This is a genomic window from Caulobacter sp. CCG-8 (assembly GCF_037402475.1).
GTDB lineage: Bacteria > Pseudomonadota > Alphaproteobacteria > Caulobacterales > Caulobacteraceae > Caulobacter.
Genome location: NZ_JBBEUD010000005.1, coordinates 18894 through 39092 on the forward strand (window position 1 = coordinate 18894; position 20199 = coordinate 39092).

Genomic DNA, 20199 nt, shown 5'->3' on the forward strand with positions numbered 1-20199 from the left:
TTGAGCGTATTGCCTCCCAGACTGCGCTCTGACCCGGGTGACGGCGCTCCTGACCGTCACCCGGGATTTTTCTTTTCCGGACCGCTCCGGACTCGGGCTTTCGTCCAATCTTCCAGACGTCTCCCCAGACGTCTCCAAGGAGCCGCTCATGACCGGGAACCGCATCGTCATCGTCGGCGGCGGCACGGCCGGATGGCTGACCGCCGCCTATCTGGCCAAGCGCCTCGGCGCCGACCGGCCGGACGGGGCGAAGATCACCCTGATCGAGGCGCCGGACATCGCCACCATCGGGGTGGGCGAGGGCACTTTCCCCACCATCCGTTCCACCCTGGCCGAGCTGGGCGTCAGCGAAGCGCGGTTCCTGCGCGAGAGTTCTGCGACCTTCAAACAGGGCGTCCGGTTCGTGGATTGGGAGCGGCGTTCGGAACGTGGGAAATCTTCCGAATACTTTCACCCGTTCAACCTGCCGCTCCGACCCAACGGTCGCGATCTGTCGCCCTATTGGCTGCTCGACCACCAGGCGGGCGGGTCCTTGCCGTTCGCCGACGCGGTGACGACGCAGGGGACGCTGATCGCCGAAGGGCGGGCGCCCAAGCGGCTGGAGGACCCCGACTTCCAGGGGCCGATGAACTACGCCTACCATTTCGACGCCGCGCGCTTCGCCGATTTCCTGCGCGGGGTGGCGGTCGAGGCGGGCGTCGCGCACCTGAAGGGCAAGGTCGACGGGGTGACCCGCGACATGACCGGCGACATCGCCTCGATCCAGGCGGGCGAGCTGGGGACGATCGAGGGCGACCTGTTCGTCGACTGCTCGGGCTTCCGCGCCCTGCTGATCGGCGAGGCCCTGGGCGCGCCGTTCAAGCGGGTGGACGACGTGCTGTTCAACGACCGGGCCCTGGCGATCCAGGTCCCGTACGAGACGCCCGACGCGCCGATCAATCCCTACACCCTGGCCACCGCCCACGAGGCCGGCTGGACCTGGGACATCGGCCTCGATAGCCGCCGGGGCGTCGGCTACGTCTTCTCCAGCCGCCACACCGACGAGGCCCGGGCCGAAGAGGTGCTGCGCGGCTATGTCGGCAAGGCGGGCGACGGGCTGAACGCCCGGCTGCTGAAGTTCCAGACCGGCTATCGCGAGCGCCAGTGGATCGGCAACTGCGTGGCCGTGGGCCTGTCGGCGGGCTTCTTCGAGCCGCTGGAATCGACCGGCATCATGCTGATCGAGGTGGCCGCGACGATGATCGCCGAGGTCTTCCCGCTGCGCGACCGCGCGGCCCGCGACGCCGCCGCCCGCACCTTCAACGCCGCCATGGTCGGCCGCTTCGAGCGGATCGTCTCGTTCCTCAAGCTGCACTACTGCCTGACCAGGCGCGGCGAGCCGTACTGGCGCGACAACGCCGACCCGGCCACCTGGCCCGAGGCCCTGCGCGACCTGCTGGCCCAATGGAAGCACCGCCCGGTGTCGCGGTTCGACTTCCTGGTCGACCTTGAGACCTTCCTGCCGTCCAGCTACCAGTACATCCTCTACGGCATGAACGCGGCCACCGACTTCGCGCCCGTCGAGGGACGCTACGACGAGGGCGCGGTCGCCAGGCAGAGCTTCGCCAAGGTCGCCGAGGCCAGCCGCGAGGCGCTCAAACACCTGCCGCCGCATCGGCAGCTGGTCGAGGCGTACTACGCGCGACCCTAGATCTTTCCCTCCCCCTTGTGGGGAGGGTGGCCCCTGGCGGAGCCAGGGTCGGGTGGGGTTTGCTGAGTCAGCAATTCCGCCCCGTCCAACACCCCGCACCGATCCCCCACCTGTCGGCTTCGCCGCCACCCTCCCCACACGGGGGAGGGAAGGATTTCAGGCGCCCCCTTGACGAACCCATAACTCGCCAGTTATGCGTAACTCATAGCCAACGGGTTATGAGTTGCCATGACCGACGCCCACGACGTGCTCTTCAGAACGCTCGCCGATCCCACCCGACGGGGGATCTTCGAGCGGCTGTGCCTGGACGGCGAACAGACGGTGGGGGCCCTGACGATCGTCGCCGGGGTGTCCCAACCGGCGGTGTCCAAGCATCTGGGCGTGCTGAAGCAGGCCGGACTGGTGCGCGACCGCCAGGACGGCCGCCAGACCCACTACAGCGCCCAGCTGAACGCCCTGGCCCCGTTGGTCGATTGGACAAGCCGCATGGCCGGGTTCTGGGAAGCCCGGTTCGACAACCTCGAAGACCTGCTCAACAGGATGGACCAATGACCAGCACCGAGACCGAAACGCGCACCGTCGTCGTCGAACGCGACATCGCGCATCCCCCGGAGAAGCTCTGGCGCGCGCTGACCCAGCCGCACCTGATGGAGGAGTGGCTGATGAAGAACGACTTCAAGCCCCAGGTGGGCCACGGCTTCCAGCTGCGCGGCGAGTGGGGCGGGGTGCTGGACTGCGAGGTCCTGGCGATCGAGCCGCAGAAGACCCTGTCCTACACCTGGAACCACGAGCATCCCGACCCGGCCTACGCCCTGCAGAGCGTGGTGACCTTCACCCTGACCCCGACGCCCACGGGCACGCATCTACGCGTCGAGCAGGCGGGCTTCAGCCCCACCCAGAAGCAAGCCTACGGCGGCGCCCACGCCGGCTGGAAGCAGTTCCTGGGCAACCTCGACCAGCTGCTGGACCGGCTGGACTAGCGCCAATTCGTCGTCGTCCCGGACGGCGCGAAGCGCCGATCCGGGATGGCTGCCGCAAAGACAAGGGAGAACCCCGTGAACTTCAACACCCTCATCCGCCAGACCCATCGCTGGCTGTCGATCGTCTTCACGGCGGGCGTCGTCGGCTACATGATCGTCATGACCAAGGGGCAACCCCCGGCCTGGGTCGGGCTGTTCGCCCTGGTCCCGCTGATCTTGCTGCTGGTCAGCGGTCTGTACATGTTCGTGCTGCCGTACGTCACCAAGGGACGACGACGCGCGGAAGGATAGGGAGCCGGCGCCATGACCGAGCCGAAACTGCTGTCCGGCGGCAATCCGCAGATCGCCAAGGGCTACGGTGAGGGACCGATCCAGGCCTATATCGCGGCGATGCCGGGCTGGAAGAGCGCGGTCGGGCGCAAGCTGGACGCCTTGATCACCACCGCCGTCCCCGACGTGCGCAAGGCGGTGAAGTGGAACTCGCCCTTCTACGGGGTCGAGGAGAAGACCTGGTTCCTCAGCTTCCATGTCTACGACCGCTACATCAAGGTGGCCTTCTTCCGCGGCGCGGCGCTCGATCCCCCACCGCCGGTGGGCTCCAAGCAGAAGGACGTGCGCTATTTCCACGTCCACGAAGACGAGGCCGTCGACGAAGCCCGGTTCAGCGACTGGGTGAAGCAAGCCAGCCGGTTGCCCGGCGAACGCATGTGAACCGCCAGTACGAGGTGTGAGGCGATGAAGAAGCAGATGGGCGGGCCGGTGGAAGGCCCGCCGTCCGAACTGATCGACAAGGCCATCGCGGCGTTGGACGGCGATTGGCGCGGCCAGGCCCTGGCCAAGATCCGCCAGCTGATCCACGAGGCCGATCCCGACGTGGTCGAGGAATGGAAGTGGGGGATTCCCGTGTGGTCGCACGACGGGATCATCTGCACCGGCGAGACCTACAAGGCGGCCGTCAAGACCACCTTCGCCAAGGGCGCGTCGGTGGAGGACCCCTCAAGCCTGTTCAATTCCAGCCTGGAGGGCGCCACGCGGCGGGCGATCGACTTCCGCCAAGGCGAGGTGATCGACGAGGCGGCGTTCAAGGCGCTGATCCGCGCCGCCGTGGCGCTGAACGCGTCCACGAAGAAGGCGCCGAAGAAGCGCGCCTAGAGTTCGGGATTTCCGGAAAGAACTTGGGCCCGCCGGTCGTCCGCGCGGGCCCAAGTCGTTTTCGTCAGGTCAGGCGCTTAGGCCAGGGTGGTGACGACGTCGATATTGCCGTGCACGGCCTTCGAGTACGGGCAGATCGCGTGGGCGGCGTCGATCAGCTCTTGGGCGACGTCGCGGTCGAGGCCCGGCAGGCCGACGGCGAGGCGGGCTTGCAGGAAGAAGGCGCCGGCTTCGTTGACCAGGTCGACCTCGGCGTCGACCGACGGGTCGGTCAGGGCGATCTTGCGTTGGCCGGCGGCCAGCTGGATCGCGCCCAGATAGCAGGCCGACCAGGCCGCGCCGAACAGGTTCTCGGCGGCGGGGTGGGGCTGGGGCAGCTTGATGTCCAGGAAACCGTCGGCGCTGCGCGCCGCGCCGTTGGCGCCGGCCGTGGTGTGGGTCTTGCCGGTGAAAAGAACCTTGGCGGTCATGGGAGAGCTCCTTCTGGGTTTGTTGATCGTATCCGCTTAAATCGGATGCGATGTAATTAGTCGCACCTCCGGAGCGAGTCAAGCACTTCCGATTTAATCGGATACGATTTATATAGATGGGCAACGAACCCCGCCCTGGAGGCGCAAATGCCCACGACCGCCCAGACCCCGCCGACCGGCGGCGACGACCGCAAGCTGCCGACGTTCCTGTGTTTCGCGATCTATTCGGCGAACCTGGCCTTCGGCCGCGCCTACAAGCCCCTGCTGGACGCGCTGGGCCTGACCTACACCCAGTATATCGCCCTGGTGGCTCTGGCCGACGAGGACGGCCAGACCGTGGGCGCGCTGGGCGAGAAGCTGTTCCTGGAGTCCAACACCCTGACGCCCATCCTCAAGAAGATGGAGCAGATGGGTTATGTCGAACGGCGGCGCGACCCGGCCGACGAGCGGCAGGTGCGGCTCAGCTTGACCCCGGCCGGCCGCAAGCTGGTCGACGCCAATCCCGGCGATGCGCTGATCGACGCCACGGGACTGAACGAGGAGACGTTCCCGGTGCTGCAGGCCTCGGTGGCCCGGCTGCGCGACAATCTGATGGGCGCGACGAAGGGGTAGGGGCTACAGCCGCCCCCCAACGGTTGTCATCCCGGAAAGCGCGCAGCGCTTGTCCGGGACCCAGGTGAACCGCAAGGCATCAGCCCAGTCCCCTGGGTCCCGGACAGCCTCTGCGAGGCTTCCGGGATGACAACGGTTGGGGGCTGAGGGTGTGATCCTTGGGTGTTCCCCTTACACCCGCTCGATGATCACCGCCGGGGCCATGCCGCCGGCCGCGCACATGGTCACCAGGCCATAGCGGCCGCCGGTCCGTTCCAGCTCGTCCAGCATCGTGCCCACCAGGATCGAACCGGTGGCGCCGATCGGATGGCCCAGGGCCATGGCGCCGCCGTTGACGTTGACCTTGCTCCGGTCGAGGGCCAGGTCGCGGATGAACTTCTCGGCCACCACGGCGAAGGCCTCGTTGATCTCCCACAGGTCGATGTCGTCGACCGTCAGCCCGGCCTTGGCCAGCACCTTGCGGGCGGCGGGGACGGGGGCGTTCAGCATCAGGGTCGGGCTGTCGCCCATATTGGCCATGGCCACGATGCGGGCCCGGGCCTTCAGCCCGTGCTTGGCCGCATAGGCCGGCGAGGCCAGCAGCACGGCCGCGGCGCCGTCGACCACGCCCGACGAATTGCCGGCATGGTGCACGTGCTCGATCTTCAGGTCCGGATAGACCGAGGTGATCAGCCCGCCCAGGGTCATGCCGGCCTCGTCGATCGGCGCGGCCGCGAACGGGGCGAACGAGGGCTTCAGCGAGGCCAGGCCCTCCAGGGTGGTCTCGGGACGCGGGAATTCCTCGCGGTCCAGGGCCAGGGTCCCGTCGTCATGGAAGACCGGCACCAGGGCGCGGTCGAAGCGGCCCTCGCGGATCGCCTGGTCGGCGCGCTGCTGGCTGACCAGGGCCAGCTCGTCCAGGGCCGAGCGCGGGATGCCCTCCAGCGTGGCGATGGCGTCGGCGCAGACGCCCTGGTGGCTCTGCGGATGCTTGGCGCGCAGGCGGGTGTTGCCGCTGTCCAGCAGGCCCGGCGCGCTGCGGTCGGCCGTGGCGGCGGTGTAGGACATCATCTCGGTCCCGCCGGCGATGACCAGGTCCTCCATGCCCGACATGATCGAGGCCGCCGCCAGGTTCACCGTGGTGATGCCCGAACCGCAGAAGCGGTCCAGGGTCATGCCGCTGGCGCGGATGTCGTAGCCGGCGTCGAGGGCGGCCATCCGGCCCAGGTCGCCGCCCTGCTTGCCGCGCTGGGTGCTGGTGCCCCAGATGATGTCGTCGACCTCGGCGGTGTTGAGGTTGTTGCGCTCGGCCAGAGCCTTCAGCACCGTGGCGGCCAGGTGCTGGGGATGGAAGTCGGCCAGGGCGCCCTTGCCGACCTTGCCGATGCCGCGCGGCGTGCGGCAGGCGTCGATGATCAGGGCTTCGGGCATGGCGTCCTCCTCCGGAACGGTTGTTTGAACCGATCCCACACCCGGCGCCCTTGGGTCAGTCCAGCGCCTTTTTCGCGGTCATTGCACGGTCACGCCGGCGCCGACAGGGCTCCAGCGGGCGCGGCGCCAGGCGAAGGGCGTGTCCCCGGTCGCCTGGCGGAAAAGGCGCGACAGGTGGCTCTGGTCGGACAGGCCGACGTCGAGGGCGATCTGGGCCAGGGGCTCGGCGGTCTCCAGCATCAGGACCTGGGCGCGGGCGATGCGTTCGGCGATGACATGGGCGTGGGGCGAGCGGCCGAAGCTCTGCTTGAAGGCCCGACCGAAGTGGCTGACGCTGAGCCGGACCAGCGCCGCGAGGTCCTCCACCCGAATGTCGCCGTCGAGATTGGCGTCGATATGGGCGTTCAGCATGCGCACCTGCCAGGGCGCCAGGCCGCCGCGCGCCAGGTCCTTGGCCGGCGCCCGCGAGGCGCTGTCCCAATCGCCCGCCAGCAGGTCGCTCGCCGAAATCTTGAACCCGTCCATGTCCCTACTCCCGATCGGCTTGATTGCCTGGAGACAGGGATAGACGGGCCGGCGTTCGGCGATAATCGACCCAAGCGGCGCTTCACTGTTGCCCAAAGCAGCCTAGTCGGCCGCCCCTAGGTCTCGATGCCGTGCGCCCAGGGTTGCTTGGCGAAGTGCTCACGCAGGAACTCGATCAGCACCCGCACGCGCGCCGGCCGAGCGCGTCCCGGCGGGGTGAGGATGTGGACGGGCACGGGCACCAGGCTCCAGTCGGTCAGGACCTCCTCGAGCCGGCCGTCCCTGAGCTCGTCCCAGATATAGACCTCCGGCTGGAGCGTCGCGGCCAGGCCCGCCAGCAGGATCGGGACACCCGCCAGGCCGTTGTTCACCCGGATCGCCCCGTCCACCATCACCAGGTGCTCGCCGTGCACGGGATGGAAGAAGCGCCACTCCTGGGCTTCCCGCACGTGGGTGTAGATCATCAGCGGCATCTTCAGCAGGTCGGTCGGGTGCGAAGGGCGGCCATATCGATCGAACAAGGCCGGCGCGCCCACCACCGGTAGCCGGTGCGAGAAGAGGCGGCTAGCGCGCAGCGACGAGTCGGCGAGCTGGCCGATCGTGATCATCAAATCGTAGCCGTCGTCGATCAGGTCGACCTTGTTGTCGGTGATGTGGAAGTCGAGCTCGATCTCCGGATAGCGCTTCAGGAACTCGGGGATCAGCGGGGCCAGGGTCCGCACGCCAAAGGCGCCGGTCGAGGCGAAGCGCACGAGGCCGCGCGGAATCGCCGCCTCCTCAAGGATTTCGGCTTCGATCGCCTCGCCGTCGTTGAGGATGCGCAGGGCGCGCTCCAGGCAGGAGCGGCCGCTCTCGGTCAGCGACAGCTTGCGGGTCGTGCGGTGCAGCAGCGTCGTGCGCAGCCGCTCCTCCAGCCGCGTGACGGCCTTCGAGACGGTGGTCTTGGCCAGGCCCAATTCCTCGGCGGCCAGCGAGAACGAGCCCTTGTCGGCCACCTTGGCGAAGATCGCCCAGGCCTCGAAATCCGGCATATGCGGCATGGTCGTTCCCCTGGCCCTGAGTCGCGGGGCGCTCCATCGAAGCGCCTTGTGGCGTTGGGCTCAAGGTGCGGAGCGCGGCAAAGTCAGGCAATCGAGACCCGGGGCTCGAGACGGTCACGCAGGGCGCGGGAATAGGGGCAAAGGTCGTGGGCGCGACGGGCCAGGACCTGGGCGGTCTCGCGGTCGACGTCGGGCAGGTCGAGGGCCAGGGACACGTCCAGGGCCAGGCCGTCCTCGCTTTCGGGACGGCCGACGCCGACGGTCACCGTGACGTTGGCGTCGTCGGTGATCACGGAGCCGGTTTCGGGCGCGGCGGCGCGCAGGGCTTCCAGGAAGGAGGCGGCGTAGGCGGCGGCGAACAGGTGCTCGGGCGTGGCGCCGCCGCCCGCGCCGTCCAGCGCGCGAGGCTTGGCCAGCTTGACCTTCAGCCCCCCGTCGACGCTGGCGGCCCAGCCGTCGCGTCCGCCCAGGGCGGTGGCCTGTGTGGCGTAGAGGACGTTCATGCTCGGCGCTCCGTCGCGCGACGGACGGTCCGCCGCAGCTCACCGATAGGCCGGATACGCCGCCAGGATTATCCGCCTGGGGGGCGCTTCACTGGTGGCGAAAAGGACCTAATCGCGGTCAGAGCTTCAGCCGCATGAACACCGTGCCGTCCGGCGTCGGGGCGTAGTAGGGGGCGGTGCGCTCGAAGCCCATGGCGTCGTACAGCCCCATGGCGGTGGTCATGCTGGGCAGGGTGTCGAGCCGCAGCTCGCCGTAGCCGAGGGCGCGGGCGGTCTCGATCACCGCCTCGGTCATGGCCCTGCCCAGGCCCAAGCCGCGCGCCGCCGGCAGCAGGTAGAGGCGCTTCATCTCGCAGCAGTCGTCGGAAAGGGGGCGCAGGCCCACGCAACCGAGCGGCGCGCCCGCCGCGTCCCGGGCCAGCAGCAGCTCACCTCTCGGCGGGGCGTACTTGCCGGGCAGCCCGGCCAGCTCGCCGCTGAAGTCCTGGTAACCCAGGTCGACGGTCAGGCCGGCGACATAGTCCTCGAACAGCGCGACGACCGCCGCCAGGTCCTGATCGGTGCGGACGGGCCGGATGGAGAAGGCGGCGGGCATGCCGTGAGGAAAACAGACTTCCACGACCGCCCGCAATGCCCTCCGAGGTCATGCGCCTTGGAGACGCCTACTTCTTCCCGTCCGTCGTCAGCCTGAACACCATGGTGTTGCTGTAGGTCTGGCCCGGGTCCAGCCGCACCGAGGCGAAGGCCGGCTTGTTGGGGGCGTCGGGGAAGTGCTGGGGCTCCAGGGCGATGCCGTCGCCCTGGCGATAGATCTTGCCGCTCTTGCCCACCATCGTGCCGTCGATGAAGTTGCCGGTGTAGAACTGGATGCCCGGCTGGTCGCTGAGGATCTCCAGCACGCGGCCGCTCTTGGGATCGGCCAGGCGCGCGGCCAGGCGCGGGGCGCCGCCCGACTTGCCCGTCAGCACCATGTTGTGGTCGTAGCCGCGGCCGACGACGATCTGCGGGTCGCGGGCGTCGCGGAGACGCTCGCCCACCACGGTGGGCTTGCGGAAGTCGAACGGGGTGCCGGCCACGGGGGTGATCTCGCCGGTCGGGATCAGCTCGCCGTCCACCGGTGTGTAGCCATCCGAGGCCAGGGTCAGGACATTGCCCATCGCGCCCTCGGCCGAGCCTTCGCCCGCCACGTTGAACAGGGCGTGGTTGGTGATGTTGACGATGGTCGGCTTGTCGGTCGTGGCGCCGTAGGTGATCGTCAGGTTGTTGTTCTCGTCCAGGGCGTAGGTCGCCGTGGCCGTCAGCGTGCCGGGATAGCCTTCCTCGCCGTCGGGGCTGACGTGGGTGAAGGTGACCGAGGCGACGGGGCCGCGCTTGATGTCGCTCACCTTCCAGACTTGCTTGTCGAAGCCCTTCACCCCGCCGTGCAGGGCGGCGACGCCGTTGTTGTTCAGCGCCAGCTGGTAGGTCTTGCCGTCCAGCGTGAACTTGCCCTTGCCGATGCGGTTGGCGAACCGGCCGACCGAGGCGCCGAAATAGCTGGCGTTCTTCACGTAGGCCTCGGCGTCCTTGAAGCCCAGGGCGATGTCGGCCTTGGTCCCGTCGCGGCCGGGCGCGACCAGCGACTGCAGGGTGGCGCCGTAGGTGATCACGGTGGCGCTGACGCCCTTGCCGTTTGTCAGGGTTATGGCCTCGACCTCGACGCCGTCGGGCGTCTTGCCGAACGAGGCGCGGGCGTAGTCGGCCGCGAAGGCTCCGCCCGGGACGGCGATGGCGGTGGCGGCCAGGAGGGCGCCGGTCAGCTTGCGGCCTGAAGTCTTCATGGGTTTCCTCGTTCCAACGGTCGGAGCGGCTCTGAGGGCGGCTTGGTGTCCATATAGTCTGACAAATTCGACCGGTGCAATCGAGGTTGGGGGCGAGCCCGGGCGGAAAGAAAAGGCGCCGTCCCGGAGCGTGTCCGGAACGGCGCAGTCGAGGCCGGCCTTGGGCGGGGAAAAGCGCTAAACGGCCACGGGCCAGCCGTCGTCGGTCCAGGCCAGGCGCTGGATGCGGAGGGTGGGGACGCCGCCCGTCTTGGCGTCGTAGGCGTGGTAGACGATGTAGTCGCGGGCCCCGTCGCGCAGCACGGCCACGTGGCCGGGACCCTTGAAGCGCTTGGCCGGATCGAGGTCGGCGTGCAGCACGATGAAGCCGCCGCCCTTCAGCATCGGCTTGCCGAGGCGGTCGACATAGGGGCCGGCCACGGCCTTCGAACGGCCCACCACGGTGTAGTAGCTGCTGTCGGCGCCGCGGCAGCAGAAGTCGAACGAGGCGAACAGGTAGAACCAGCCGTCGCGCTGGACGATGTAGGGCGCCTCGATGGCGTCGGGATGGGGACGGGCGGCGATGGACGTCAGTTCGGCCCCGGCCTTGGGCTTGCCGGTCGCTGGGTCGATCTCGACCAGCTTCAGGCCGGTCCAGAAACTGCCCAGGCTCATCCACACGCGGCCGTCCGGGCCGGTGACGATGTTGGCGTCGATGGCGTTGAAGTCGTCGCCCGACTTCGACGCCAGCACCACGCCCTCGTCGCGCCAGCCGAAGGCCGGGTCGGACCGGTCCAGCGTCGCGGTGGTCTGCAGGGCGATGACCGAGCGGTTCTTCCCGAAGGTCGAGAGCGCGTAATAGAGGTGGTAGCGGCCGTTGATCAGGCTGATGTCGGGCGCCCAGGCGCCGTGCGTGCCGGGCACCTCCTTCTGCGCCCAGTCGGGCAGGGCGGGCATGACGGCGCCGGCCAGGGTCCAGGTGACCAGGTCGGGCGAGGTGCGCCAGTGGATCAGGCCGGGCGGCTGGTTGGCCTGGCTGGTGCAGAACAGGTGATAGGTCGCGCCCTGCTTGATGATGCAGGGGTCGTGGACGGGAGACAGGTCGCCGGTCATCCGGTCGTTGAGGCTTGCGGTCGTTTGGGCGGAGGCCTGGGCGGCGGCGATCCCGGGGAGGGTCGCGCTCAGGGCTCCGGCCAGGGCGTGTCTGCGGGTCAGCATCACGAACTCCGGCGCGAAAACGGACCCGCCCGGCTCCAACGGAACCGGGCGGGCGGGTCTTACATCTTCCAGCGGAAGCCGAGCAGGACCTGGCGGTCGTAGCGACGGGTGTCGCGCGGATACAGGTGCTTGTCGGTGAAGTAGTCCTTGAACTCGGTGTCGAGCAGATTCACGCCTTCCAGGGTCAGGGTGATCTTGTCGCCGATCTTGTACGACAGGCTGCCGTCCAGCTGGGCGGTGTCGTCGGCGATCAGGTCGAAGCCGCTGTTCTCGAAGTTGGGCGTGTCCAGGAAGTGCTGGCGCCAGTTGTAGGCCAGGCGACCCGAGATCGGACCCTTCTCGTAGAGGGCGGCTACGTTGTACGACCACTTCGACAGGCCCCGGAAATCGGTCTTCACCCCGGTGACGCCGTTCTCCATCGAGCCGTCCATGAAGGTGAGGTTGGCCTGCAGGCCGAGGCCGCTGAGCGGGCCCGGCAGGAAGTCGTAGAACTGCTGGTAGCCCACCTCGACGCCGTCCAGCTTGTCCTTCCCGGAGTTGCTGGGCCGGGTCATGATGTAGGTGGTGCCGTTGATCACCTCGTTGGCCGAGGTGGTCTCCACATAGCCGTCGATGTTGCGGTGGAAGTAGGCGACCGTCAGGAAGCCGTCCGGGGCGAAGTACCATTCCAGCGAGGTGTCGAGGCTGTCGGACGTCACCGGCTTGAGGTTCGGGTTGCCGCCCGAGCCCGACAGGAAGGTGGTGTTCGAGGCCACCGTCGACAGCGAGACGCCCGGGTTCAGCTGGGCGAAGTCCGGCCGCGTGACCGTGCGGCCCACCGACAGGCGGGCCACCAGGTCGGGCCGCACGTCGAACCGCAGGTTCGCGCTGGGCAGCAGATCGACCGACGAGTTCTTCTTGGTGGTCGGGGTGTACCTCAGGATCGAGGTGGCGGTGTCGACGTTGTTGCCGCCCAGGGTCTGTTCGGTGCGCACCAGGCGCAGGCCGACCACGCCGCTCCAGGGGACGCTGCCCATGTCGCCGCCGATCTTGGACTGCACGTAGCCGGCATAGGTCTTCTCGACATCCGAGAAGTACATGCCCGGGTCGATCCGGCGCTTGCCCGTGACCGGGTCGTTGCGCAGGGCGAACTCGGCGGCGCTGGTGACGTTGCGGTCGTAGAGCAGGGCGGTCTGGGCCCGCACCTTGTCGGTGTTGCTCAGCAGGTACGAGGCGCTGGGCGTGTACCACTGGGTGGTGATGTAGTCCGGACCGCCGCCGGCCATCGGCTCGGACACGCCGTTCAGGCCCGGCAGGGTGCTGACCGAGGTGTGGGTGAACGGATAGGCCGCGCCGCCGTACGACTGGTTGGACTCGGCGCTGCGGTCGGCGTAGCGGACGCCGGCGCTGATCTCGCGGATGAACTCGTCGGAAGGCGCGGTGTAGACGACGTCGGCCCGCCAATCGACCGAGCCGCCGGTCTGCTTGCCGTAGTTGTCGAACCAGTTCTCGATCGTATAGGCCGACGGATTGGTGATGTCGTAGCCCGGGCTGTTGTAGTTCAGCTGGGCGGTGCCGTCGTGGCTGGTGTCGACCTGCACCAGGGGCACGATGGTCGAGGTGTCCATGATCGGGTTCTCGTACGTGAAGTACGAGTTGGTCACCGACAGGTCGGTCGACAGCTTGAAGCTGCCCAGCTCCTTGTAGCCGCCGGCCGAGAACTGGTTGGTGTTGGAGTGCTGGTCGTTGGCCTGGGTCGACATGATCGTGAAGACGTTGTGGTTGGTCAGCGTCTTCAGCTGGTTGGTGCCCGGGAACACCGTGGCCGACAGGTTGCCGTCGCCCAGCCAGGGCAAGCCCACCAGGAAGTCCAGTTCAAACACGTTCTTGTAGTCGGTGACGAAGCCTTCGAAGTAGAGCTCGCTGGTGTCGTCCGGCCGCCATTGCAGGGCGAAGTTGGCCGCCTGGCGTTTGCGATCGCCGGCGATCGGGATGTAGCCCATCACGAACGGACCCTGGACGTCGTCCTGCGGCGCGGGGTGGGCGGCGTTGAACGAGCCGCAGGTCCGGCTCTTGGTGCCGTTGCCGCAGTCCGTCTTCGGATCGGGCCGGACGTTGAAGGCCCGCTCCTCGTGGTAGTCGCGCTCCATGAATGACACGCCGATCAGGGCGCCGAACTCGCCGGCGCCGGTCTCCCAGCGGTCCGAGGCGGTGGCGCCGAAGTCCGGGTTCCACTTCTCGGCCTTGTCGGAATAGACCGCGTGGCCGAAGGCGTTGAACTGGGCGCCCGAGAAGTCGAACGGCCGGCGGGTGCGCACGTCGATCGCGCCGGCGATGCCGCCTTCGATCTGGTCGGCCGCGGCGCTCTTATAGACGTCGACCCGCTGCAGCATGTTGGCGGGGATGTCGGCCAGGGCGATGTAGCGGCCGGTGGTGGTGAACACCTCGCGGCCGTTCAGCAGGGTGACCAGGTTGGGCAGGCCGCGGATCAGCACCGAGTTGGCCTCGCCGGAGTCGCGGCGGACCTGGATGCCGGTCACGCGGGCCAGGGCGTCGGCGACGTTGTTGTCGGGCAGCTTGCCCACGTCCTCGGCGACGATCGAGTCGACGACCAGGTCGTTGTTCTTCTTGATCTGCTGAGCGCTCTGGGCGGCCTGGCGCTGGCCGGTGACTACGATCTCGTCGACCGTCTGGTCGTCCTTCTGCGCGGCCGTCTGGGCCAGGGCGGGCGCGGCGCCCAGCAGGGTCAGGGCCGAGGCCGCGGATATCAGCAGAGTTTTGTGCGCGCTTCGCGCGCGCCGCACGGGATTCCGGGCGCCGGTTGTCATGATCATTCCCTCCCAAGTCATCGCGCCCCTTCGTCGTCGCGAAGGGTTCTGGATAACAACGATCTTGTCTGACAAATATCTGGCACGCAAGAGCAACTGTCACTTTAGTCGTACAAAAGCCATAGGCGTGAACCGCGCCCGTGAAGCCGCCAGTTTCGGCGTAATCGCCGGTATGAGCGGCGAAAACGACAACGGCCGCTCCGGGTGGGGAGCGGCCGCGCGGTAGTTTGATCGGGGATAGGCTCGAATTGTCCGTCTTTAGTGGTCTGACAAATATAGTGGAAATGTCCTGACGACCTGATCAGGCGCGGGTCAGGGCCACCACGTTCCAGGATTGCCGCTTCAGCACCCCGGTCAGGCGGCCGTCCGCCAGGCGGACCGTGTCGTTGGGTTTGGGCGACACCGCGTCGGGCTGGTCCTTGGTGTTGGTCCGCTTCAGGTCCGGATCGTGCAGCTGGCTGGCCGAGGCCAGGGCCAGGTCGCCGACGCCGCGCAGGTCGACCGACAGCTCCAGGTCGTCGGTCGTGCTGCGGTTCAGGGCGAACACCGTCACCGCGCCGGTTTCCGGATCGTGGACGATCGTCGACAGCAGGGTGGGGACCTCGCCGTGGGCCTTGGTCGGGAACGTGCCCGTCTCGACCTTCAGCTTCAGCACCTGGCCGCGGCCATAGCGGGCGGCTTCGGCGAACGGGTGGAAGATGGTCTGGCGCCAGGCCGGGCCGCCGGTCTGCGTCATGATCGGGCCGATCACATTGACCAGCTGGGCCAGGCAGCCGGCCTTCAGGCGGTCGGCGTTGTTCATCATCACGATCAGGCAGCCGCCGACCACGAGGGCGTCCTCGTGATTGTAGACCTCCTCGATCAGCGGCGGGGCCTCGGGCCAGCCGGGCTTCTTCAGGTCGTCGGGGCCGCTGGCCTTGTACCAGACGTTCCATTCGTCTAGCGACAGCATGATCTGCTTCTTGGAGCGGCGGTTGGCCGCTACGGCGTCGGCGATCGCAGCCACCTCGCGGATGAAGTGGTCCAGGTCGTCGATGGTGGCCAGGAACTCGTGGATGTCGTCGGCGTCGTTGCGGCAGTAGTGGTGCAGCGAGATGTAATCGACCTGGTCGAAGCACTGGTTTAGCACCTCGTACTCCCACTTGCCGTAGGTGGGCATGGCGCGCTGGGACGAGCCGCAGGCGGTCAGCTCGATGGTGGGATCGACCCACTTCATCACCTTGCCGGTCTCCTGGGCGATGCGCCCGTACTCGGCCGAGGTCTTGGCGCAGATCTGCCAGGGGCCGTCCATCTCGTTGCCGATGCACCAGAACTTGATGCCGTGCGGCTGCTCGTAGCCGTGCGCGCGGCGCAGGTCGGAATAGTAGGTGCCGCCCGGATGGTTGCAGTATTCGAGGAAGTGGCGGGCCTCGTCGGCGCCGCGCGTGCCGGTGTTCACGGCGAACATCGGCTCGAGGTCCGCCTTGCGGCACCAGGTGATGAATTCGTTGGTCCCGAACTGGTTGGTCTCGGTCGAGTGCCAGGCCAGGTCCAGGCGGACAGGACGATCTTCCTTCGGACCGACGCCGTCTTCCCAGTTGTAGCCTGACAGGAAGTTGCCGCCCGGATAGCGGACGATGGTGACGCCCAGCTCCTTGGTCAGGTCCAGCACGTCCTGGCGGAAGCCCTCGGGCGTCGCGGTGGGATGCCCCGGCTCATAGATGCCGCCATAGACGCAGCGGCCCATGTGCTCGACGAAGGTGCCGAAGATCCGGCGGTCCAGCGGGGCCACCACGAAGTCGGCGTCGGCGATGATCTTGGCGGTCAGCATGATCGGCTCACGGATCTAGAGAAGGTGGAACAGCAGGTCGTTGACGCGGTGCTCGGCGTCGGCGAGGGCGGTGTCGATGGGTTTGCGGCCGGTGATGGCGCTGGCCATCTCGTCGCCGATGATGTCCTGGATCGCGAACTGGCGCTGCACCTGCGGCGGCAGGGTCTGGCCGATGGTCGCCAGCGGCGCGATGGCCTGGCGATGGGGCAGGGCCTTGAAGCGCGGGCTGTCGATCACCGCCTGCATCGACGGCAAGTGGCCGGTGCGCGACCAGTCGTAGTCGTGGTCGGCCAGGAACTTGACCAGGCGATAGACGGCGGCGCGCTGCGCCGGCGTCCGATCGCGATGCGGCACGACCCAGGCGTGGCCGTCGACGAAGGCGGCGTCCTTGGTCCCGAACAGGCGCGGATAGGGCACGACCGCGTAGCCGTCGGCCAGGGGGCGTCCGGGCGTGTGCGACTCCGCCTCGAACGTGCCGATCATCCAGGTGCCGACCAGATAGACCCCGCCGTCGCCGTTCATGAAGCCGCTGGTGGCGGCCGGATAGTCCTGGTCCTTGGTGGTCAGGCCCTCGTCGTACATCTGCTTGAACAAGGCCATGATCCGGTGGGCTTCGGGCGTGGTCAGCTTGATGTGCTTGGGATCGGTGAAGAACACCGCGTCCTGGGTCATCAGGTAGGTGTAGAGATTGCGGGTATAGCTGGCCGTCTCGTTGGCCATGGCCAGGACCAGGTAGGGCTTGCCGGTGGCGGCCTTGAACTGGCGGGCCTGGGCCAGCAGTTCGTCAGCGCTGGCCGGTAGCACCGGCTGGCCGTCCCTGACCAACCCCGCCTGGCGGAACTGGCCCAGGTTGATGTGCCAGAGCGGCGCCCAGTTGTCGAAGGGCAGGCCCCAGACCTGGCCGTTCTTGGTCACGCCCTCGCGGGCGGCGCGGGTGAAGGCGGCGGGATCGACCCCGACGCTTTCCAGCCCCGGCCCCATCGGCTCGATCAGGCCGCGCGACTGGTAGTCCGAGATCGCCGACATGTGCATGGTCACCAGGTCGGGCGGATCGCCGGCCGCGAACTGGGCCGACAACTGGTCGTAGCCGGGCCAGGCGGCGATGTTGACCTTCAGCCTGATGTCCGGGTTCTCGCGCTGGAACTGGTCCAGGAGGCCGGTGATGATCTCGCACTCGCCGTCGGGGTTGCGCGCCCCGGCCCCGGCCGAGCGGCACTCGCCGAAGATGCGCTGGACGGTGATCCGGGTGACGTCGTCGTGCGGCCTGGAGCAGCCGAACAGGCTGAGCGCGGCGGCGGCGATCAGGGCCAGGCGCGGAAGGGCTCTCATCGCACCGCCGCTCCCGACACCGCCCGCACGATGTACTTCTGGAAGAACACGTAGACGACCAGGATGGGCGCGCTGGCGAACACCGCCTGGGCCATCAGGAAGCCCAGGCCGCTGGTCTGGGCGAAGTTGATCTGCGAACTGGCCACGCCCACCGTCAGGGTGAACATCTCGCTGCGCGTGGCCGAGATCAGCGGCCACCAGTAGTCGTTCCACGACGACAGGAAGGTGAAGATGCCCAGGGTCGCCTGGGCGGGCAGGGTCAGGGGCAGCAACACCTTCCAGAACACCTGCCGGCGACTGGCCCCGTCCAGCATGGCCGCCTCGTCCAGCTCGACCGGGATGGCCTTGAAGTACTGGGTCATCAGGAACACCCCGAACGGCGCGGCCAGGCCGGGCAGGATCAGGCCGGGATAGGTGTTGTGCAGGTGCAGGGCGCTGAAGAGCTGGTGGCGGGTGATGATCACCGACTGCTCGGGCACGGCCAGGCCGAACAGCACCAGGGCGAACAGCCACTTGCGGCCCGGGAACTCCAGCCGTGCGAAGCCGTAGCCGGCCAGGGACGACAGGGCCAGCACGCCGGCGGTGGTGCACAGCGAGACCAGCAGGCTGTTGGCTAGCCAGCGGAACGCCGCCGGCCGCGCCAGGATCGAGCCGTAGTTCTCCAGGGTGTAGGGCCCGCGGAACACCGAGGCGGTGTCGCGCAGCAGCTCGCCGTTGGCCTTCAGCGACAGGCCCACCGTCCACAGCAGCGGCGCCACCATGACCAGGGCGGCCAGGATCAGGGCGGCCCAGCCCAGGCGGTCGATCCAGGGATTGCGCCCGGCGGCGCGGTCGAGGGCGCTCATCGGACCGCCTCCTTCTCGCGCGTGGTCACGTACTGCAGGACGGTGGCGATCAGGATCAGGCCGAACAGGATCTCGGACGCGGCGGCCGCGTAGCCGATGTCCCAGCGCCGGAAGCCGACCTCGTAGATGAACAGCACGATCGGCCGCGAGGCGCCGTTGGGACCGCCCTGGGTCAGCAGCTGGGCCTGGCCGAACAGCTGGAACTGCAGCACGCACTGGATGATCACCACCAGCACCAGGGTTCGGCGGATCGAGGGCAGGGTGATGCGGGTCAGGGTCTTCCAGCGGCTGGCGCGATCCAGGGCGGCGGCCTCGTAGAGCTCGGCCGGCACCTGCTGCAGGGCGGCCAGGTACAGCATCATCGGCAGGCCCAGGCACCACCAGACCGTGGTCAGGGCGATGGCCGGCAGCACCAGGTCGGGATGGCTGAGCAGCGGGATCGGCGGCTTGCCGGCCATGTGCAGGACGTTGGCGATCAGCCCGCCGTCGGGGATCAGCACAAGCCGCCAGATCAGGGTCACGATCGTCACCGACAGCACCGACGAGCTGAAGAACACGCCCCGGAAGAAGGCCGCCGCGCGGGTGGGGCGGTTCAGGGCGATGGCCAGCCCCAGGGCGATGACCGCCAGGGGCGGCACGGTCAGCAGCACGAAGTAGAAGGTGTTGCGCACCGCCTGCAGGAAGACCGTATCGCGCAGCAGCCGGCCGAAGTTCTCGAGCCCGACGAACGCCTCGCCGCCGAACAGGTCGGCCTTGTGCAGGCTCAGCCACACGCCGGCCAGCAGCGGATAGAGCAGCAGGACCAGGTAGACGACCAGATACGGCGTCACGAACAGCCCGTTGGTCCAGGAACTCCTGCGGGGCGAAGCGGCGCTCATGCCGGCGGCCCGTAGTGGGCGCGGTCGTCGGCGTCGAACAGGTGGACCGGGCCGTCCAGGGCCAGGCCGACCGCGTCGCCCATGGCCGCGCGGCTGGTCCCGGCGTCCTCGGCGGTGATGGCCGATCCGTCGGCCAGGCGGAGGTAGACCAGGGTGCGGTCGCCCAGACGCTCGACGAACTCGACCTTGGCGTCGACCAGGCCCGCGCCGGGGGCGACGACCTTCACGGCCTCGGCCCGCAGGCCCAGACGCCAGCCGGCGCCGGCGGGCAGGGCGGCCAGCGGGACCTCGGTGTCGACGGCCGCGCCGCCGGCCAGGGTCGCGCGGGCCAGGCCGCCCGCGCCTTCGCCCAGCGTCGTGTCCAGGAAGCTCATCGGCGGCGAGCCCACGAAGGTGGCGACGAACCGGTTGGCGGGGCGGGCGTAGATCTCCATCGGCGTCCCGACCTGCTGGATGCGGCGGTCGCTCATCACCACGATGCGGTCGGCCAGGGTCATGGCCTCGACCTGGTCGTGGGTGACCAGGATCATCGTCGCCTGGACCCGGCGGCGCAGTTGGGCCAGCTCCAGCCGGGTGCGCATGCGCAGGGCGGCGTCCAGGTTCGACAGCGGCTCGTCGAACAGGAACAGGTCCGGCTTCTTGACGATGGCCCGGCCGATGGCGACGCGCTGGCGCTGGCCGCCCGACAGCTGGCCGGGCTTCTGCTGCAGGAAGCGCTCGATCTCCAGGATGCGGGCCGCCTCGGCCACGCGGGTCTCGATCTCGGCCTTGGGGACCTTCGCGTTGCGCAGGCCGAAGGCCATGTTCTCGAAGATCGTCATGTGGGGGTAGAGGGCGTAGTGCTGGAACACCATGGCCACGCCCCGGTCGCCCGGCGCCAGGGCGTCGACGCGGCGATCGCCGATGTGGATCTGGCCTGTCTCCACGGTCTCCAGCCCGGCGATCATCCGCAGCAGGGTGGACTTGCCGCAGCCCGACGGGCCGAGGAAGGCGATGAACTCGCCGGAGGCGATGTCGAGCGACACGTCGTCGAGCACGGCGGTCGCGCCGAAGCTCTTGCCGAGATGATCAAGCCGCACGCGCGCCACGCATCCACTCCCCGGTCGGCCCGCGACGCGTGACGGAAGGGTG

The 20199-nt window shown here is 68.4% G+C and carries 22 protein-coding genes; 8 read left to right on the forward strand and 14 right to left on the reverse strand.

What is annotated here, in order from left to right:
• Positions 1-148 precede the first annotated feature (148 nt).
• The 6 genes from WAE60_RS05765 (at position 149) to WAE60_RS05790 (ending at position 3822) form a co-directional block, all read left to right on the forward strand.
• Positions 149-1690 carry a tryptophan halogenase family protein gene (locus WAE60_RS05765; RefSeq protein WP_337685369.1) on the forward strand — a complete coding sequence of 514 codons (1542 nt, stop codon included), beginning with the start codon at positions 149-151 and terminating at the stop codon, positions 1688-1690.
• A gap of 228 nt (positions 1691-1918) precedes the next feature.
• A complete protein-coding gene (locus WAE60_RS05770; protein ID WP_029907008.1) occupies positions 1919-2242 on the forward strand; it encodes a metalloregulator ArsR/SmtB family transcription factor in 324 nt (107 codons plus the stop codon).
• Positions 2239-2670 (forward strand): SRPBCC domain-containing protein, encoded by a 432-nt coding sequence (locus WAE60_RS05775; RefSeq protein WP_029907009.1) that lies wholly within the window; start codon positions 2239-2241, stop codon positions 2668-2670. Before WAE60_RS05770 ends, WAE60_RS05775 begins: the two co-directional genes overlap by 4 nt.
• Before the next feature lie 75 nt (positions 2671-2745).
• Entirely contained in the window at positions 2746-2961 is a 216-nt protein-coding gene (locus WAE60_RS05780; protein ID WP_337685370.1) for a hypothetical protein, read from the forward strand.
• 12 nt (positions 2962-2973) lie between these two features.
• A complete protein-coding gene (locus WAE60_RS05785) occupies positions 2974-3381 on the forward strand; it encodes a DUF1801 domain-containing protein (protein ID WP_337685371.1) in 408 nt (135 codons plus the stop codon).
• A 24-nt stretch (positions 3382-3405) separates the two neighbouring features.
• Positions 3406-3822 (forward strand): DUF1801 domain-containing protein, encoded by a 417-nt coding sequence (locus WAE60_RS05790; protein ID WP_337685372.1) that lies wholly within the window; start codon positions 3406-3408, stop codon positions 3820-3822.
• A 77-nt stretch (positions 3823-3899) separates the two neighbouring features.
• Here WAE60_RS05790 and WAE60_RS05795 read toward each other — a convergent pair whose 3' ends face one another.
• Complete coding sequence (locus WAE60_RS05795) at positions 3900-4292, reverse strand: Ohr family peroxiredoxin (protein WP_337685373.1); 393 nt, start codon at positions 4290-4292, stop codon at positions 3900-3902.
• A 147-nt stretch (positions 4293-4439) separates the two neighbouring features.
• On the opposite strand from WAE60_RS05795, the gene WAE60_RS05800 reads away from it, so the two are divergent.
• Complete coding sequence (locus WAE60_RS05800) at positions 4440-4904, forward strand: MarR family transcriptional regulator (protein WP_029907014.1); 465 nt, start codon at positions 4440-4442, stop codon at positions 4902-4904.
• A 171-nt stretch (positions 4905-5075) separates the two neighbouring features.
• Here WAE60_RS05800 and WAE60_RS05805 read toward each other — a convergent pair whose 3' ends face one another.
• The 8 genes from WAE60_RS05805 to WAE60_RS05840 form a co-directional block, all read right to left on the reverse strand.
• Positions 5076-6314, reverse strand: a complete 1239-nt coding sequence (locus WAE60_RS05805) for an acetyl-CoA C-acetyltransferase (protein WP_337685374.1) — start codon at positions 6312-6314, stop codon at positions 5076-5078.
• Positions 6315-6392: 78 nt separating this feature from the next.
• Entirely contained in the window at positions 6393-6839 is a 447-nt protein-coding gene (locus tag WAE60_RS05810; RefSeq protein WP_337685375.1) for an AraC family transcriptional regulator, read from the reverse strand.
• Positions 6840-6955: 116 nt separating this feature from the next.
• The gene (locus WAE60_RS05815) at positions 6956-7879 is read right to left on the reverse strand and encodes a LysR family transcriptional regulator (protein WP_029907017.1); all 924 of its coding nucleotides are present in this window, start codon (positions 7877-7879) and stop codon (positions 6956-6958) included.
• Between the two features lie 83 nt (positions 7880-7962).
• Positions 7963-8382 carry an Ohr family peroxiredoxin gene (locus tag WAE60_RS05820; RefSeq protein ID WP_337685376.1) on the reverse strand — a complete coding sequence of 140 codons (420 nt, stop codon included), beginning with the start codon at positions 8380-8382 and terminating at the stop codon, positions 7963-7965.
• A gap of 118 nt (positions 8383-8500) precedes the next feature.
• Complete coding sequence (locus WAE60_RS05825) at positions 8501-8977, reverse strand: GNAT family N-acetyltransferase (protein WP_029907019.1); 477 nt, start codon at positions 8975-8977, stop codon at positions 8501-8503.
• A 67-nt stretch (positions 8978-9044) separates the two neighbouring features.
• Positions 9045-10202, reverse strand: a complete 1158-nt coding sequence (locus tag WAE60_RS05830; RefSeq protein WP_337685377.1) for an aldose epimerase family protein — start codon at positions 10200-10202, stop codon at positions 9045-9047.
• Positions 10203-10379: 177 nt separating this feature from the next.
• Complete coding sequence (locus WAE60_RS05835; RefSeq protein WP_337685378.1) at positions 10380-11399, reverse strand: arabinan endo-1,5-alpha-L-arabinosidase; 1020 nt, start codon at positions 11397-11399, stop codon at positions 10380-10382.
• A gap of 59 nt (positions 11400-11458) precedes the next feature.
• Positions 11459-14206 (reverse strand): TonB-dependent receptor, encoded by a 2748-nt coding sequence (locus tag WAE60_RS05840; RefSeq protein ID WP_337685379.1) that lies wholly within the window; start codon positions 14204-14206, stop codon positions 11459-11461.
• Between WAE60_RS05840 and WAE60_RS05845 the strand changes: the two genes are divergently transcribed.
• Complete coding sequence (locus WAE60_RS05845; protein ID WP_156035528.1) at positions 14205-14432, forward strand: hypothetical protein; 228 nt, start codon at positions 14205-14207, stop codon at positions 14430-14432. The genes WAE60_RS05840 and WAE60_RS05845 overlap by 2 nt on opposite strands.
• A gap of 75 nt (positions 14433-14507) precedes the next feature.
• Here the strand turns inward: WAE60_RS05845 and WAE60_RS05850 are convergent, their stop codons facing one another.
• The 5 genes from WAE60_RS05850 to ugpC are packed head-to-tail and all read right to left on the reverse strand — an operon-like array spanning position 14508 to position 20156.
• A complete protein-coding gene (locus WAE60_RS05850) occupies positions 14508-16016 on the reverse strand; it encodes an alpha-N-arabinofuranosidase (RefSeq protein ID WP_337685380.1) in 1509 nt (502 codons plus the stop codon).
• Between the two features lie 15 nt (positions 16017-16031).
• Positions 16032-17345 carry an extracellular solute-binding protein gene (locus tag WAE60_RS05855; protein ID WP_337685381.1) on the reverse strand — a complete coding sequence of 438 codons (1314 nt, stop codon included), beginning with the start codon at positions 17343-17345 and terminating at the stop codon, positions 16032-16034.
• The gene (locus tag WAE60_RS05860) at positions 17342-18190 is read right to left on the reverse strand and encodes a carbohydrate ABC transporter permease (protein WP_337685382.1); all 849 of its coding nucleotides are present in this window, start codon (positions 18188-18190) and stop codon (positions 17342-17344) included. The genes WAE60_RS05855 and WAE60_RS05860 overlap by 4 nt, the downstream gene beginning before the upstream one ends.
• Entirely contained in the window at positions 18187-19068 is an 882-nt protein-coding gene (locus tag WAE60_RS05865; protein WP_337685383.1) for a sugar ABC transporter permease, read from the reverse strand. Before WAE60_RS05865 ends, WAE60_RS05860 begins: the two co-directional genes overlap by 4 nt.
• The gene (gene ugpC, locus WAE60_RS05870) at positions 19065-20156 is read right to left on the reverse strand and encodes a sn-glycerol-3-phosphate ABC transporter ATP-binding protein UgpC (RefSeq protein WP_337685384.1); all 1092 of its coding nucleotides are present in this window, start codon (positions 20154-20156) and stop codon (positions 19065-19067) included. Before ugpC ends, WAE60_RS05865 begins: the two co-directional genes overlap by 4 nt.
• Positions 20157-20199: the final 43 nt, after the last annotated feature.